Source organism: Mycobacterium ulcerans subsp. shinshuense (genome assembly GCF_002355775.1).
Lineage (GTDB): Bacteria > Actinomycetota > Actinomycetes > Mycobacteriales > Mycobacteriaceae > Mycobacterium > Mycobacterium marinum.
The window spans coordinates 3,374,939-3,391,294 of the sequence record NZ_AP017624.1 but is presented as its reverse complement, the minus strand read 5'-3'; the positions used below and the strand labels follow the sequence as shown (position 1 = coordinate 3,391,294).

The following is a 16,356-nucleotide window of genomic DNA, read 5'->3' as shown; positions in this document are numbered from 1 at the left end:
ATCCTCGAGGAGTTATTGCGTGAGCGTTCACGGGCGCGTCGCGCCGGGCCAGGTAGCTGGCACCGCCCGGCAGCGTAGCGAGCCGGGTACCGGCACGTGGAGGAGCCGCGTGCTCGGTACGGTGCTGGCCTATCTGGCGTTGACCAAGTCGCGGGTCATCGAACTGTTGTTGGTTACCGCGATCCCGGCGATGCTGCTGGCCGACCGCGGTGCCGTTCATCCGTTGATCATCGCGAACACGCTGATCGGCGGCATGATGGCTGCCGCCGGCGCCAACACGCTCAACTGTGTGGCCGACGCCGATATCGACAAGGTGATGAAGCGCACGGCGCGCCGCCCGCTCGCACGAGCCGCGGTGCCGACCAGAAGCGCGCTGATCTTCGGTTTGGCGCTGACCGTGATTTCGTTCTTCTGGCTGTGGTTGAGTGCCAATCTGTTGTCCGGGCTGTTGGCCCTGGCCACCGTGGCGTTCTACGTGTTCATCTACACGCTGTTGCTCAAGCGCCGCACGTCGCAAAACGTGGTGTGGGGCGGGGCCGCCGGGTGCATGCCGGTGATGATCGGTTGGTCCGCGGTCACGGGCACCCTCGCCTGGCCGGCGCTGGCGATGTTCGCGATCATCTTCTTCTGGACGCCGCCGCATACCTGGGCGTTGGCGATGCGGTACAAGGACGACTACAAAGAGGCCGGCGTGCCGATGCTGCCGGCCGTGGCGACCGAACGTCAGGTAACCAAGCAGATCCTGATCTATACCTGGTTGACCGTGTTGGCAACGTTGGCGCTGACGCCGGCGGCTGGGTGGCTTTACGCGGCGGTTGCCGCGGTGGCGGGGGCGTGGTTCTTGGCCATGGCGCATCAGCTCTACGCCGGAGTGCGCGCCGGCGAGGCGGTCAAGCCGCTGCGGTTGTTCCTGCAATCCAACAACTACCTGGCGTTGGTGTTCTGCGCGCTGGCCGTCGACTCGGCGATCGGGCTGCCGACGCTGCTCGGCTAACCGTGCAGCGCACCGGTGGCACCGGCCCGGCGTGGTTAATCTCAACCGGTATTTCCCGCTGCCTTTCGGTGATCGATCGCTAGCTGCCCGAGCGGATTGCCGGGAAATGCTGGTCGACCAGCCCGTAGCTATAGGTGATCGTGTGCTCGAGACTCTCGAAACCCAGGGCGCCGCCGAGGTAGAAAATGTCACCCTGGCCTTGCAGCGACTCCAGATCGTCGTAGAAGCCGTTCGCGATCGCGGTTTGCGACACATGGGGGAAAAACTTCGGCCATGCCTTCGTCAGAACGGTGGTCTTCAGCGTCACACCAGGGCTCCGGCGTTGTTGATTAGCAGGCTTGTGAGCTGGGGAATTGTGGATTGAGGAGGTCTAGGCGGCGGTTGGCGGTCAAAGCGGTGATCCGGCAGGCTTCGGCGATGTTGTCGGCGCCGTTGAGGCGGTGCAGATTGATCGCGGTGTTGCGTAGCGTTGCTAGGACCTGTGCGCCGTTTCCGGTATGTGCCCTTTGACGGTCTTCGTCGAAGGTGACGTCGCGTATCCAGTGCAGGCTGTTCTCGATTCCCCAGTGTTGACGCATCCAGGTCATGATCGCGGTAGGGCGGGCGTGCTCGAACGGCAGGCTGCAGATGGCATAGACCACCTCCACGCTGCGCTGGTCGGTGGCGGTGATCAAGCGTTCACGAGTGATCCGGATGATTTGTTTTGCGTAGGGGAAGCCGATTCCTCGTGCAGCGGTGATGATTTGCAGGGTGCGGGTCTCGACACGGCCGTGGCCGCGGGAGTCGTCGGTAGCGGCTGCGGGCACCTCGGCCCAGGGCAGCGCGGTGATACGCGCAAGTATTTTGGCTTGGTTGGACTTGACGATCATCAGGTAGTGCGACTTCAAGGTGGCGCAGATCAACTTCGCGGTGACGACCTGGGTATGCATCGCATCCACGGTGACCAGCCACCGCAAGCTACCCGGCAGCAGCGTGAGCAGGGCACGTACGCAGGGAATTTCATTGCTTTTCTCGGCGACAGCGAGTTGACCGAGCACCAATCGGGCACGGTGGGCGAACACCGACACGAGATGCGTGGCTGTCGCTTTGGCGCGTAAAGCACCACGCAGCATCTTGCCGTCCAACGCGATCGGCACCAATCCACTGGGGTCGCTGCTGGCCACGTGTGCAGTGAAGTAACTGCCCATCCTGGCGTTGAGGTCGGCGGGGTCTAGCCGAGACAAAACAGCGCGGAAGGTCTTCTCACTGGGCCGCCGGAACCCGACCCCTAATTGGGCCAACACATCATCGGGAGCGGTGGCCGCCCATGTGGCAAAACCAGCATAGCCGCGCATCCCCGCGGCAGTGGCCAGAACCGCGATCGCCAACAAAGCCATCAGCGAATACCTCCGACCGCGTGGGTCCCTCGGGTCTGGCACCGAGGCCAACACATCGAGAAACTCCGATCCGATGAGCTCGCTGCGCTCACCAGGACTCCAGCGGTCGAACACCTCTGGAACCGACGACACAGGCAATACTGAAACGGTAGGCACGAGCAACTCCAGACCAACGACGAACAGTAACCAACTCGATCGTTCTCCAGATAGCCCGTGCCTACACTCCGGCCCCAATAGCGCGGCACCAAAGATCATCAACCCAGCTCACAAGCCTGCTAATCAACAACGCCGGAGCCCTGGTTGTAGATATGGGATACGGGCCATATAGCGAAGTTGCTGCACTCTATTTTATTTATTTTCGGTTGTGCACTCCCCGCCACGGCATTCGCTCCCTTCTCATGCAGAAATTGCAGGGCGGCGCCGAGCGGCTGAGTTTCACTCTGGGCGCCCAGTCGCTGGCGACCGCGATGGCCAAGGATTGCCATGTCCGCACTGAAGTTCCGGTCAGCCGGGTCGCGCGCAAGCAGGACGGACTCTGGATCTACGCCGGCGACGGGCGCGAACTCGGGACTTTCGATGCGGTCCTGCTGGCAACCCCGTTGGATGACGCGTTCGATCTGCTCGATGCGAGCGGCGCAAGCAGTGCCCTCAACAACGCGATCACGAACACCGGTGCACAGGTCAAGCGCGAGATCCGCTACGCCGACTACTACGCGACAATCGCTGACGGCGATGGTCTTCCCGACGCGTCCGGTTACGTGTCGCTCGGCTCTCAACACCTTGGCCTTGCGGGTGGACACATCGGGTTGCGCCCCTGGCCGCAGAGCCCATGGTGGGTGTTTTATTACTACGGGTCACCTGAACAGCCGGGATGCCAAGAAGCGGCCCTGGGTGAATTACATACCCAACTCAAAAAAGTTGGTGTGACGCTCAGGGCTCCGGCGTTGTTGATTAGCAGGCTTGTGAGCTGGGTTGATGATCTTTGGTGCCGCGCTATTGGGGCCGGAGTGTAGGCACGGGCTATCTGGAGAACGATCGAGTTGGTTACTGTTCGTCGTTGGTCTGGAGTTGCCCGTGCCTACCGTTTCAGTATTGCCTGTGTCGTCGGTTCCAGAGGTGTTCGACCGCTGGAGTCCTGGTGGGCGCAGCGAGCTCATCGGATCGGAGTTTCTCGATGTGTTGGCCTCGGTGCCAGACCCGAGGGGCCCACGCGGTCGGAGGTATTCGCTGATGGCTTTGTTGGCGATCGCGGTTCTGGCCACTGCCGCGGGGATGCGCGGCTATGCTGGTTTTGCCACATGGGCGGCCACCGCTCCCGATGATGTGTTGGCCCAATTAGGGGTCCGGTTCCGGCGGCCCAGTGAGAAGACCTTCCGCGCTGTTTTGTCTCGGCTAGACCCCGCCGACCTCAACGCCAGGATGGGCAGTTACTTCACTGCACACGTGGCCAGCAGCGACCCCAGCGGATTGGTGCCGATCGCGTTGGACGGCAAGATGCTGCGTGGTGCTTTACGCGCCAAAGCGACAGCCACGCATCTCGTGTCGGTGTTCGCCCACCGTGCCCGATTGGTGCTCGGTCAACTCGCTGTCGCCGAGAAAAGCAATGAAATTCCCTGCGTACGTGCCCTGCTCACGCTGCTGCCGGGTAGCTTGCGGTGGCTGGTCACCGTGGATGCGATGCATACCCAGGTCGTCACCGCGAAGTTGATCTGCGCCACCTTGAAGTCGCACTACCTGATGATCGTCAAGTCCAACCAAGCCAAAATACTTGCGCGTATCACCGCGCTGCCCTGGGCCGAGGTGCCCGCAGCCGCTACCGACGACTCCCGCGGCCACGGCCGTGTCGAGACCCGCACCCTGCAAATCATCACCGCTGCACGAGGAATCGGCTTCCCCTACGCAAAACAAATCATCCGGATCACTCGTGAACGCTTGATCACCGCCACCGACCAGCGCAGCGTGGAGGTGGTCTATGCCATCTGCAGCCTGCCGTTCGAGCACGCCCGCCCTACCGCGATCATGACCTGGATGCGTCAACACTGGGGAATCGAGAACAGCCTGCACTGGATACGCGACGTCACCTTCGACGAAGACCGTCAAAGGGCACATACCGGAAACGGCGCACAGGTCCTAGCAACGCTACGCAACACCGCGATCAATCTGCACCGCCTCAACGGCGCCGACAACATCGCCGAAGCCTGCCGGATCACCGCTTTGACCGCCAACCGCCGCCTAGACCTCCTCAATCCACAATTCCCCAGCTCACAAGCCTGCTAATCAACAACGCCGGAGCCCTGGTCGGGTAGCGCTGTGCGCCCAGCAGGATGGGGTCAGCGGCCGGGACTTTTGTCACCAATCCTTGGCCGAAGTGCTCCGATGGGTGCGAAGACGTTCATTTCGCTGCGGGTGCGCGCGACCATGGGGCGACAACACATTTGGGCTAGGGGATCGCCAAGATGAAGTCGTTCACGATCGATCCGCGTCGCCACGATGGAGTGATCTTCGTCCTCGACGGGGACGGACACGAACAGTCGATCTGGGAGCCGACCGTCGCACTGGCCCGAAAGCTCTGGCAGGTCGGAGTGGGAACCGCCGTCTATTCGCCCGCGGATGAGAGCGTGCGAGTGCTCGATGCGGCAGGGTTGTCCGAGCCAGGGCAAGTCAGTGCACCGCCACAAGCCTCGCGGGCGAAGCCCTACTGCGTCGGCCTCTCGGCTGCCGCCGCCAAGTTGGGGGCCGCTGTCCAACGGTTGGCAGTCGTGGCCGGCATGGATGGCGGGGTGGAGGCTGCCCGCGAGTGCGGCTTCGCCTTCGTCATCGGATTTGACCGGGACGGGCGGGCCGAGGAACTCCTGCGCCGCGGCGCGGACGTCGTCGCTGCCGATCTTGCCGAAGTCACCGTGCGTACCGGCGACGAACGCCTATCTCAGTGCCCCAACGCGCTGGATTCCTACGGTCAGGTGATCGGGATGGTCGCCGGTCGGCAATTGTTCGTCTGTATGGACTACGACGGCACGCTGTCCGAAATCGTGTCGGAGCCCGATGCCGCCACCCTGGTCGATGGCGCCGCCGAGGCGCTGGCGCACTTGTCGACCCAATGCCCGGTCGCGATTCTGTCCGGCCGCGATTTGACCGACATCCGCGACCGGGTAGGGGTACCGGGCATCTGGTACGCGGGCAGCCACGGCTTCGAGCTGATCGCGCCTGACGGTACTCACCACCAGCATGAGGCGGCCGCCGCCGCGGTTGACGTGCTGGCGAGTGCGGCCAAGGACCTTCGTCACGAGCTGGCCCAGATCCCGGGCGTGAGTGTCGAACACAAGCGTTTTGGCGTCGCGGTGCACTATCGCAATGTCGCCCGTGAGCACGTGGCCCAGGTGATCGCGACCACCCACCGATACCGCCGCGGATATGGCCTTCGGGTGACCAGTGGCCGCAAGGTCGTCGAGCTGCGACCCGACATCGACTGGGACAAGGGTGCCGCGCTGGCCTGGATTCGCTCGCTCATCTTCGAAGACTCGCGGGTGCTGCCGATGTACGTGGGTGATGACCTCACCGATGAGGACGCGTTCGATGCGCTGCGGTTCAGCGGCGTGGGGATCGTGGTCCGTCACGACGAGGACGGTGACCGACCCACCGCCGCCAACTTCACGCTGCGCAACCCAAACGAAGTCCGTGACTTCGTTCGACGCGGCGCCGGGTGGCTGGCGCATGCGCACGAGACGCAGTCGCGCGGTTGGACTTTCACATTCGAAGGCTACGATCCGCCCAACGAGAAGCTGCGCGAAGCGCTGTGCACCGTCGGCAACGGTTACTTCGCCACCCGCGGTGCCGCACCCGAATCGAAGGCGGGGCAGGTCCACTATCCGGGAACATATGCCGGCGGCGTGTTCAACCGGCTGGACGACCTGATCGGGGGTACCAGGACAGCTCACGAAAGCCTGGTGAACCTGCCCAACTGGCTGCCACTGACCTTCCGGATCGACGGCGGCGACTGGTTTGACGTCGACGCGGTGACGTTGTTGTCCTACCGTCAGACGCTTGACCTGCGCGGTGCGGTGCTGACCCGGGAGTTGACCTTCCGTGACGACGCCGGGCGCACCAGTTCGGTAACCCAGCACCGCTTCGTTTCGATGAACCAGGCGCATGTGGCGGCGCTGCAAACCACCATCGTCGGCCACGACTGGTCGGGGACGATCGAAATCCGGTCCACCATCGACGGCAACGTCCGCAATTCCGGGGTGGAGCGGTACCGAAATCTGGCCAGCAATCATCTGCAGGGTCTGCAAAAGGCTGTGCTGTCTGAGAATTCGGTGTCGATGGCCGTGGAGACCACGCAGTCGAAGATCCCGGTCGCGGTGGCGGCCAGGACCAGCCTGTGGCGCGCGGACGAGCCGGTCGCGGCAACGTACCGGTTGCTCGACGAGGAATTCGAAATCGGCCACGAGATCTTCACCGAGGCCAAACTGGGCCAGCCGTTGACCGTGGAGAAGATCGTCACCTTGGTGAGCGGGCTTGATGTGGCCACCTCACACCCGGCCATCGGAGCCGAGCGCCGACTCGGTCGCCAGGGACGGTTTGCCGAGATTTGTGACGCCCACCGGATTGCCTGGTCGCATCTATGGGAACGGTTGTCGATCGAATTCTCCAACCACACCGAAGAACTGCGCGTATTGCGCCTGCACCTGCTGCACCTGCTGCAGACGGTGTCCTACAACAGTGCGGATCTCGATGTCGGAGTCCCAGCCCGCGGGCTGCACGGTGAGGCCTACCGGGGACACATTTTCTGGGACGAGCTGTTCATCTTCCCGGTGCTGAACCTGCGCCTTCCCGCGGTGACCCGATCGCTGCTGCTGTATCGCTATCGGCGCCTGCTCGAGGCCCAGCGCGCGGCCAAACTGGCCGGCTACCGCGGTGCGATGTATCCGTGGCAGTCCGGCAGCGACGGGCGAGAGGAAAGCCCCGAGCAGCACCTGAACCCGCGGTCGGGCCGATGGATACCCGATGCCAGCCACCGTGCGCACCATATCGGCATCGCCGTCGCATACAACGTCTGGCAGTTCTACCAAGTCACCGGCGATCTCGCGTTCATGATCGATTACGGGACCGAGATGATGGCCGAGATAGCCCGATTCTGGGTGAGTAGGGCGACCTATGACGCCGAGCGCGATCGGTACCACATCAAGGGCGTCATCGGACCCGATGAATTCCATTCCGGTTACCCCGACCGGCCCTACGACGGCGTGGACGACAACGCGTACACCAATGTGATGGCGGCCTGGGTGATCCTGCGGGCGATCGACGCGCTGCTGTTGATGCCGCTGCCGAACCGGTTGGATTTGTACGAAAAGCTGGCACTGACCGAAGAGGAGCTGGCGCAGTGGGACCACGTGAGCCGGCGCATGTTCGTCCCGTTCCACGACGGCGTGATCAGCCAGTTTGACGGATATGAGCAGTTGGCGGAACTGGATTGGGACGCCTACCGGCAGCGATACGGCAACATCCAGCGGCTCGACCGCATCCTTGAAGCCGAGGACGACGATGTCAATCGCTATCGGGCGTCCAAGCAGGCCGACGCGCTGATGCTGCTCTATCTGTTGTCCGCGGACGAACTGGGGGAGTTGCTGGACCGGCTCGGCTACCACATGGAACGGGACCAGATCCCGGAGATGGTGGACTATTACATGGCGCGTACTTCCCATGGGTCGACGCTGAGCGCCGCGGTTCACGGATGGGTGCTGGCCCGCGCCAATCGGGATCGCGCCCTAGAGTTCTTTCAGCAGGTGCTCGAGTCCGACGTTGCCGACATCCAGGGCGGCACCACCGCGGAGGGCGTCCACCTGGCCGCGATGGCCGGCAGCGTGGACTTCGTGCAACGCTGCTTCACCGGACTGGAGATCCGTGCCGATCGCATTGTGTTGTCCCCGCACTGGCCGGAATACTTTGGTGCACTTGGATTTCCGATTCACTACCGTGGTAACCACCTACATCTGAGGGTAAGTGGGAAGGGTGCGGAGATCAGCGTCGAGCCGCGTGATGTGCCGCCGGTCGAAGTGGAATGCCATGGACGGGTGGAGCGGCTGTTGCCGGGAAGCACCGTTCGATTCAGCTAGCGGGCCGTCAACCCCGGCAGCGCCGTAACTCGTTGTTCCACTGGCGCCGTCGCGCCGGTGTCCCGCGAGCTGCTCTATGCAGTACAAAGAGCCGATGAATTTGGCCCAAGTGACTTAATATCGTCCTGTGAAGTCACGCGAGTTATCGCCGCGGGTGCGTGACCTGATCCGTGAAGCGGCGCGGGTTGCGCTCAACCCCAGTCAACAATGGCTCGAAGAATTCGACCGTGCGATGCTGGCCGCAGCGCCGCCAATCGCCGAGAACCCGGATTTGGCGACCGTCATCAGCCGGGCGAATCGCGCCAACCTACGCCACTTCGCGGCGTCCAACCTGCGAAATCCGGGCGACCCGGTACCGGCGAACCTGGGTGCCGAGCCGCTGCGGATGGCCAGGGATTTGGTACGCCTCGGCCTTGACACGCTGGCTCTCGATGTCTACCGCGTCGGGCAAAACGTGGCTTGGCAGCGGTGGACCGACATTGTGTTCGGCCTCACCACCGACCCCCAGGAGCTGCGCGAACTGCTCGATGTGCCGTTTCGGTCGGCGGCGGCGTTCATCGACACCACGCTTGCGGGCATCGCCGCGCAAATGGAGCTCGAGCACCACGAGCTGTCGCGCAATATCTGCGCCGAGCGCCGCCGCATTGTCGAGCTGCTTCTCAATGGCGCACCCATCAGCCGCGATTCCGCCGAATCCTGGTTGGGTTACCCCCTGGATCGGTCGCATACCGCCGCCATCATTTGGAGTGACCGCCCCAACGGTGACCACCGCGACCTGGACCGAGCCGTGGACGCGTTCTGCAATGCCGTCGGGTGCGCAAGCTCGCTGGCCATCATGTCTGCCGCCACGACACGCTGGGTCTGGGTGCGTGACGTAGATGTCTTCGACTGCAGTCAGATTCGTCAGGTGATGCGCGAATTGCCGCACGTGCGCATCGCCATCGGAACCACCGAACCGGGAGTTGACGGGTTCCGTCGTAGCCGCCGCGATGCGCCTACCGCCGCACGCATGTTGATCCGGCTGCGCTCACCCCAGCAAGTTGCCTTCTTCGGCGACGTCGAGATGATTGCCCTGCTCACCGAGAACCCGGACGGTGCGGATGAATTCATCAAGAACACGCTCGGCGACTTCGAGGAAGCCTCCCCGGCTCTGCAACACACCCTGCTGACCTTTATCAGCCAACAGTGCAATGCATCTCGTGCCGCGCGGCTGCTGTACACCCATCGCAACACGTTGATGCACCGACTCGAAACCGCGCAGCGCCTGCTTCCCAAGCCTCTCGAGGACACCACGGTTCGCGTTGCCGTCGCTCTCGAGGTTTTGCAGTGGCGCAGCAAGCAACCCGGCAATCCCGCCGCGAGTGGGGCAGGCAAACCAGACGACCGCACCCCGCCGGAACAGCGGCCCTGAGTCTGGGGGCGTCCGGCGCTTCGGCAGTTGCTGCCCGAGTTGCCCCGAAATGGCTAGGGCAACAACACGACCGACCCAATAGTCTTGCGGGCTTCCAGATCTTGATGGGCCTTCATCGCATCGGCCAGCCGATACCGCCCGCCAACCTCGATGGTGATTACCCCGCTGCTGATCGCGTCGAAAAGTTCGCTGGCCCGCCAGCTGAATTCCTCGGCGGTGCGGATGAAGTGGAACAGCGACGGACGGGTGAGATACACCGAGCCGGCCGCATTGAGCCGTTGCGGTTCGACTGGAGGAACGGGACCACTGGCGGCGCCGAACAATGCGAGCGTCCCGCGTACGGCCAGGCTGGCCAGGCTGGCGTCGAACGTCGTTGCCCCGACTCCGTCGTAGACGGCGGCCACACCGGCACCATCAGTCAGGGCGCGCACCTGTCCGCCGAACTGCCAAGCGTCGGTAGGGTAGTCCAGCACTTCGGCCGCGCCGGCATCCCTGGAGAGCTTGGCCTTTTCCGGAGTTGAGACGGTGCTGATCACCCGTGCCCCCAGGTGAGTAGCCCATTGCGTCAGAATCAGCCCGACGCCGCCGGCGCCGGCATGCACCAAGATGGCGTCGCCGTCGGCAACCGGGTACACCGACTTCAGGAGATAGTGCGCGGTGAGGCCCTTCAGCAGTGCCGATGCGGCCACTTCGGCGCTGACACCGTCGGGCACCTTGGCGGTCAGAGCCGCCGGTGCAGTGCAGAATTCGGCGTAGCCGCCGTTCGCGGAGGCGCTGACCACGCGGTCGCCCACAGCAATCCCGCCGGCATCGGCCGCCGTGGCGCCCGGGCCGAGGGCTACCACGGTTCCGCATACCTCCGAGCCGATGACGAACGGGAGCTCCCGTGGATAACTTCCCGACCGGAAGTAGGTGTCGATGAAGTTGACACCGATCGCCTCGGCCTTGATCACCAGCTCGCCATGACCGGGCTCGGGTTGCGGCCGCTCGACGTAGCTGAGGACTTCGGGACCGCCTGTTTGGCTGACTTCAATTGCGTGCACGCCGCTATCATGCCCGACCATGAAGTTGGCCCGGCCGGACGTCTTCCATCCGCGCGTCGTCTTGGCGGGTTGGCCGCACCAACCAGCCGGTGATGGCGACGACGCCGGGCTGGTTGCGGCCCTGCGCCGCCGCGGTCTGCACGCGCATTGGTTGTCGTGGGACGATCCCGACATCAGTGGCGCGGACCTGGTGATCCTGCGGGCCACCCGCGACTACGCCCGTCGGCTCGACGAGTTTGTGGCCTGGACCGGCGGCGTCCGCAATCTGCTCAACCCGCCCGCGGTGGTGGCCTGGAATGCACACCGGCGCTACTTGGACGACCTGGCGAACAGGGGCGTGCCGACGCTACCCAGCCAGATGTGCCGGCCGGGGGAGCGGTTGCGGTCGCTGCCAGCACCTCAGGTGTTCATCGGCCCCGGCGTAGGCACCGGCACGCGGCGTTTCAGTGATCACGCCAAGGCCGCGGAATATGTCGATGAACTCCACGCGGCAGGACAATCGGCGCTGGTGCACGTCGGTGATCCGGTTCCCGAGGCGGTGCTGATTTTTGTGGGTGGGCGGCCCTCGCACGCGTTCACCACCCAGGAAAACGCGCTACGTCAGGGCGAGCCGGACTTCGAGATCTGGGATATCGGTGCTGCGGCGTTGCGGGCCGCGGCCGCCGCGGCCGGCGTGCAGGCGGGGGAGCTGCTCTGCGTCCGGGCCCACCTGGTCGGTACTCGGCTACTGGAACTGCAATTGATCGACCCGTCGTTGGGCTGGCGGCGCTTGGACACAGCCACCCGAGACCGGGCCCAGCGTGAGCTCGCGCTGAGCGTCCAGTCAGCCCTGGGAGGCCTCGGCCTGGGTCCGTTCTCGCATCGACGCCCATAGCGCCGCGGTCGCTGCGGTACAGGCCGCGGCCCCCGCCACGTGGACGGCAACCAGAGCGGCGGGCACTCCCGTGTAGTACTGCACGGTGCCCACACCGGCTTGGGCGAAAACCAACACCACCAGGACGGTCAGCCGCCGCAGGATCGCGTGGGTGGCGCCGACGGCCAGGAGCCCGAACCCCAGCCCGACCAGCAACGCGAGGTAGGAAACCAGCAGCGATGAGTGCAGGTGCACCAGATCGGTGATCTCGATTTTCAGTCGCGGCACCGTCCGGCTGGGGCTCTTGTCGCCCGCATGCGGGCCGGCCGCCGTCACCAACGTGCCCGTTACCAGGACCGCGGCCAGATTCACCGCGCTGAGCACGGCGAGGGCGCGCAGCGGCCTGACCACCAGTTCGTGCGCAACGCCTTCGTCGGGCTGGCCGACTTTGGCATAGAGCAACACCGACAACCAGACCATCGTCATCGATGCCAGCAGATGGATGGCTACCGTCCACCACAGCAGCCCGGTGCGCACCGTGATGCCACCGATCACGGCCTGCACCACCGTGGAGGCCGGCATCAGCCACGCATAGACCAGCACCTCGGTGCGCCGCCGTGCCCGGGTGACGGCCAACACGGCCAGCGCCGCGGTGATGACCACCGCGAAGGTGATCATCCGATTCCCGAACTCGACGGCCTGATGGATTCGGGGCACCTCGGCGACCGCCACCGGGGTGAAGCTGCCGGGAAAACACTGTGGCCAGGTCGGACAACCCAGGCCCGAGGCCGTGACGCGGACGATTGCGCCGGTGACGGCGATGCCGCCCTGGGTCAGGATGACGGCCGCGGCGATGATCCGCTGAACGCGCAGGCTCGGGTCGGGGAGCAGGTCAACCAACCGTAGCAAGACTCGTCCGAGGGCCACCGCCCGATCGTAGCGACAACTACGTCACGCAGTAGAACGGGTATCAGGTGAAGCGGAACCAGCGCCGCGCCGCCAGCGCCGCCAGCGTTCCCCACACGGCCAGCACAACCACGCCGAACCAGTCCACCGACAGGACCATCGCCCGCGACAGCGCCTCGGTGAGCGCACCCGACGGAGTGAGCCGCGCCGCCCACTTGACCGCGGTGGGAATCACATCGGTTTCGACCGTCAGCGCGCCGAAGCCGGCGAACACGAACCACATCAGGTTGGCGACCGCCAGCACGATCTCGGCCCGTAACGTGCCGCCGAGCAGCAGGCCGAGAGCCGCGAAACCGGCGGTACCCAGGGCAATCACCGCGCCACCCAGCGCCAGCGCGGCCAGCGCCGGGCGCCAGCCCAGGGCGAAGCCGATGGCGCCCAGCGCGATTGCCTGCAGGAACACCACGGCGACGACGGCCAGCGACTTGCCGGCGATGATCCCCCAGACGGGCAGCGGGGTTGCTCCGAGCCGTTTGAGTGCCCCGTATCGGCGGTCGAATGCCACCGCGATGGCCTGCCCGGTGAATGCGGTGGAGATCACGGCCAGCGCCATGATCACCGGCACAAAGGTGGCGGCTCGGTGCTGGCCGAAAGAGCCGAGGGGCAGCAGTGTCAGACCAATCAGCAGGGTGATCGGGATGAACATGGTCAGTAGCAGCTGCTCACCGTTGCGCAGCAGCAGCTTCAGCTCCAGACCGAACTGAGCGGCCAGCATCCGGGGCACGGCACTCGGCCGCGGGTCCGGGGTGAAGGTGCCTACGGGAAAGGTGCCTTCGCCGTTGGTCTGCGTCACGATCGCAACTTCCTACCGGTGAGATCGAGGAACACGTCCTCGAGGCTGCGTTGCTCGACCCGCATGTCGGTGGCCAGGACGTCGATGCGCGCGCACCACGCCGTGACCGCCGCCAGCACCTGCGGATCGACGCTGCCTTCGACCAGGTATTCGCCCGGAGTCACCTCGGTGACCCGGTAATCCTCCGGCAGCGCCGACACCAACAACGACAGGTCAAGCCGCGGTGGCGCGGTGAATCTCAATTGGTCTTTGGCGCCGCTGCGCATCAATTCGCTCGGGGTTCCCTCAGCCACCGTGACGCCATGATCGATGATGACCAGCCGGTCGGCGAGCTCCTCGGCCTCCTTGAGTTGGTGGGTGGTCAGCACCACCGTCACCCCGTCGCGGCGCAGGGCGTCGATCAATTCCCACACCAACAGGCGGGCATGAGCGTCCATCCCTGCGGTGGGCTCGTCCAGAAACACCAGCTCGGGACGCCCCACCAGGGCGCAGGCCAGGGCGAGGCGCTGCTGTTGTCCCCCGGACAGGCGCCGGTAGGTGGTCCGTGCCGCATCGGTCAGTCCGAGGGTGTCCAACAACCAGCGTGGGTCTAGCGTGTCGGCGGCGTAGGAAGCGACCAGGTCGAGCATCTCGCCGGCGCGTGCTGCCGGATAGCCGCCCCCGCCCTGCAGCATCACACCGATGCGGGGCCGCAGGCGTGCGTTATCGGCGATCGGGTCCAGCCCCAGCACCTCGATGCTGCCGGCGTCCGGGCGCACGAAGCCCTCACACATCTCGACGGTTGTGGTCTTCCCGGCTCCGTTAGGCCCCAGCAGGGCCATCACCTCTGCGGTGCGCACCTCCAAATCGAGGTTGGAGACCGCCGTCACAGAGCCGTACTGTTTGCCGACCCCGCGCAGCCTCACCACGATTTCGGTGCCCCGGCCTGCTGCGGGGTATTTGGGGTCCGAGCTCACGTCGAGTCAGCGTAGGCGTCGGTTGTCGACGTCGGTCGCCGGGTCGCCGGAGGCTTGGCGGCCGGGTCCGCGGTCTCCGGCTGATTCGATTCGCCCTGTTGGTTTGGTTCGGCCTGCTGACTCGCTTCCGCCGGTTGGGTCACCTCGGCCGGAGGGGGCGACTCGACCGGCAGCGCCCTCCAAGGCAACCGGTGGTAGGTGAGGGCCATCAGCACCAACACGATGATCGCGCTGGCCAGGGTGGCATCAACGATTTGGAATAGCGCGAACCGATCGCCATTGGCGGTAGGGCCGAAGATGCCGGCGATGAGGGTGATGATGATGGTTGCCACCCGGAATCCGGTGCGGGTGGCCCAGGCGGCCATCGGAATGATCGCCCAGAGCAGATACCAGGGCTGCACAACCGGAAACAACAGCACCGTGAGGCCCAGCGCGACGCCAAGCCCTCCGATCGGGTGCAGGCGGCCGCGGAACACGGCGAGCAGCAGCCAGCTGACCATCACCATGATGATCAAGACGCCCATGGCGCGGGTCAGCGACAGCACCGCGGTGGTGTGATCACCCAGGCGCAGCAGGATCCCGACCTGCCCGGTGCCCAGCGCCAGCAGCGTTGGCGGCGACATCCAGCTGCGCACCACGTTGGCGGTTCCCAGGGTGAACATCCAGCCGAACCCCAGCCCGCTGGCCCAGCCGACCACGGCCATCACCGACAGCGCCAGCGCGGACATCGCGCTGCCGCACACCAGCAGCGCCTTGATCGTGCCGCCATAGCGGTACGCCAATGCCATCGTGATAAAGCCCAGCGCCAGCAGCGACGGCAACTTCACCTGCGACGACAGCGCGATCAGGATCGCCCCGCCCGCCAGCATGCCCAGCGGTTCCCAGGCGGCGGCACGAGCCTTGATTGCTCGGCTGCGCTCCGCGCTACTGGCGCGCCTGGGCGCCGGACGGGGCCGCCCGGAAAGCGGTATGAGCCGCGGCGCGTCAAGACCTCGCAGCGCGAACTCGGCGCCGGTCAGCATCAGTCCGAGCATCAGTGCCTCGTTGTGGATGCCGGCAACCAGGTGCATGAACAGCAGCGGATTGGCCGCGCCCAGCCATAGCGCGCTGACCTCGGCCACCCCGCAGCGTTGGGCCAGGCGTGGGGTTGCCCACACGATCAACGCCACGCCGATCAACACCACCAGTCGGTGGAAGAGCACCGCGGCGACGATGTTCTCGCCGGTCAAATCCGAGATTCCGCGGCCGATCCACAAGAACAGGGGGCCGTAGGGTGCCGGCGTTTCCCGCCACAAGCTGGGGACCGACAGCGTGAAGACGTGGTCCAGTCCCAGACCCGATGCCGGTCCCACCCGGTAGGGGTCCAGCCCGTCCCTCGAGATCTGGCTTTGGGCCAGGTAGGAGTAGACGTCCTTGCTGTACATCGGTGGTGCGATCAGCAGCGGCAGCATCCACAACACCAGCGTGCGGTCCAGTTCCCCGCGCGACATCCGCCGCTTGCCCAGCGCGAACCGGCCGAGCATCAGCCAAGCCAGCGCCATCATGACCGCACCGGTGGTCGTCATGGTCAATGACACCGTCTGTATTCGCGACGGAAGGTTGAGTAACCGCACTCCGAACGTGGGGTCCTGGACTACTGGCCTGGCGCCGGCACCCAGCGCGCCGATGCTCATCAGGACGGTTCCGGTGGCCCCGAACAGGCGAGTTCGTGCCAGTGCGGTGAGTTCGGCGGCGTTCAGCGGCGAGCCCACCGCCTGCTCGTCGCCGTGCAAGCTGGCGATCGATGAGCTCAGCGTGTGGTGGCGGGCTGCCATCAGAGCAGCGTAGCGGCACACCACGCGGTGCCGTCGC

At 65.1% G+C, this 16,356-nt stretch carries 13 protein-coding genes; 6 read left to right on the top strand and 7 right to left on the bottom strand.

The window, feature by feature from the left end; genetic code table 11:
- Nucleotides 1-19: 19 nt before the first annotated feature.
- Nucleotides 20-994 carry a heme o synthase gene (locus SHTP_RS15160; RefSeq protein WP_096371027.1) on the top strand — a complete coding sequence of 325 codons (975 nt, stop codon included), beginning with the start codon at nt 20-22 and terminating at the stop codon, nt 992-994.
- Nucleotides 995-1,073: 79 nt separating this feature from the next.
- Here the strand turns inward: SHTP_RS15160 and SHTP_RS15155 are convergent, their stop codons facing one another.
- On the bottom strand, nt 1,074-1,301 hold the full coding sequence (locus tag SHTP_RS15155) for a hypothetical protein (RefSeq protein ID WP_231991649.1): 228 nt from the start codon (nt 1,299-1,301) through the stop codon (nt 1,074-1,076).
- Between the two features lie 22 nt (nt 1,302-1,323).
- Nucleotides 1,324-2,526, bottom strand: coding sequence for an ISAs1-like element IS2404/ISMul1 family transposase (locus tag SHTP_RS15150; protein ID WP_420872987.1), 1,203 nt, complete (start codon nt 2,524-2,526; stop codon nt 1,324-1,326).
- A gap of 152 nt (nt 2,527-2,678) precedes the next feature.
- On the opposite strand from SHTP_RS15150, the gene SHTP_RS15145 reads away from it, so the two are divergent.
- The 4 genes from SHTP_RS15145 (at nt 2,679) to SHTP_RS15130 (ending at nt 9,894) form a co-directional block, all read left to right on the top strand.
- On the top strand, nt 2,679-3,383 hold the full coding sequence (locus tag SHTP_RS15145) for an FAD-dependent oxidoreductase (protein WP_231991648.1): 705 nt from the start codon (nt 2,679-2,681) through the stop codon (nt 3,381-3,383).
- Between the two features lie 61 nt (nt 3,384-3,444).
- On the top strand, nt 3,445-4,647 hold the full coding sequence (locus tag SHTP_RS15140; RefSeq protein ID WP_420873011.1) for an ISAs1-like element IS2404/ISMul1 family transposase: 1,203 nt from the start codon (nt 3,445-3,447) through the stop codon (nt 4,645-4,647).
- Between the two features lie 179 nt (nt 4,648-4,826).
- Entirely contained in the window at nt 4,827-8,483 is a 3,657-nt protein-coding gene (gene otsB, locus SHTP_RS15135) for a trehalose-phosphatase (protein WP_096371024.1), read from the top strand.
- Nucleotides 8,484-8,610: 127 nt separating this feature from the next.
- Entirely contained in the window at nt 8,611-9,894 is a 1,284-nt protein-coding gene (locus SHTP_RS15130; RefSeq protein WP_096371023.1) for an Rv1453 family transcriptional regulator, read from the top strand.
- Between the two features lie 53 nt (nt 9,895-9,947).
- On the opposite strand, the gene SHTP_RS15125 is transcribed toward SHTP_RS15130, so the two are convergent.
- Nucleotides 9,948-10,937 carry a quinone oxidoreductase family protein gene (locus SHTP_RS15125; protein WP_096372496.1) on the bottom strand — a complete coding sequence of 330 codons (990 nt, stop codon included), beginning with the start codon at nt 10,935-10,937 and terminating at the stop codon, nt 9,948-9,950.
- A gap of 19 nt (nt 10,938-10,956) precedes the next feature.
- Between SHTP_RS15125 and SHTP_RS15120 the strand changes: the two genes are divergently transcribed.
- The gene (locus SHTP_RS15120; protein WP_096371022.1) at nt 10,957-11,811 is read left to right on the top strand and encodes a DcsG N-terminal domain-containing protein; all 855 of its coding nucleotides are present in this window, start codon (nt 10,957-10,959) and stop codon (nt 11,809-11,811) included.
- Here SHTP_RS15120 and SHTP_RS15115 read toward each other — a convergent pair.
- The 4 genes from SHTP_RS15115 to mptB all read right to left on the bottom strand — a co-directional run bounded on the left by SHTP_RS15115 (nt 11,761) and on the right by mptB (nt 16,319).
- Entirely contained in the window at nt 11,761-12,690 is a 930-nt protein-coding gene (locus SHTP_RS15115) for a COX15/CtaA family protein (RefSeq protein ID WP_011739943.1), read from the bottom strand. The genes SHTP_RS15120 and SHTP_RS15115 overlap by 51 nt on opposite strands.
- A gap of 70 nt (nt 12,691-12,760) precedes the next feature.
- Complete coding sequence (locus SHTP_RS15110; RefSeq protein WP_096371021.1) at nt 12,761-13,549, bottom strand: ABC transporter permease; 789 nt, start codon at nt 13,547-13,549, stop codon at nt 12,761-12,763.
- Entirely contained in the window at nt 13,546-14,505 is a 960-nt protein-coding gene (locus tag SHTP_RS15105) for an ABC transporter ATP-binding protein (RefSeq protein ID WP_096371020.1), read from the bottom strand. The genes SHTP_RS15110 and SHTP_RS15105 overlap by 4 nt, the downstream gene beginning before the upstream one ends.
- Nucleotides 14,502-16,319, bottom strand: coding sequence for a polyprenol phosphomannose-dependent alpha 1,6 mannosyltransferase MptB (gene mptB / locus SHTP_RS15100; protein WP_096372495.1), 1,818 nt, complete (start codon nt 16,317-16,319; stop codon nt 14,502-14,504). Before mptB ends, SHTP_RS15105 begins: the two co-directional genes overlap by 4 nt.
- Nucleotides 16,320-16,356 lie beyond the last annotated feature (37 nt).

Excerpts from the sequence above, each read along its gene's own strand:
- SHTP_RS15145 (WP_231991648.1), top strand. The coding sequence starts at position 2,679 with ATGGGATACGGGCCATATAGCGAAGTTGCTGCACTCTATTTTATTTAT.
- otsB (WP_096371024.1), top strand. The coding sequence starts at position 4,827 with ATGAAGTCGTTCACGATCGATCCGCGTCGCCACGATGGAGTGATCTTC.
- SHTP_RS15120 (WP_096371022.1), top strand. The coding sequence starts at position 10,957 with ATGAAGTTGGCCCGGCCGGACGTCTTCCATCCGCGCGTCGTCTTGGCG.
- mptB (WP_096372495.1), bottom strand. The coding sequence starts at position 16,319 with ATGGCAGCCCGCCACCACACGCTGAGCTCATCGATCGCCAGCTTGCAC.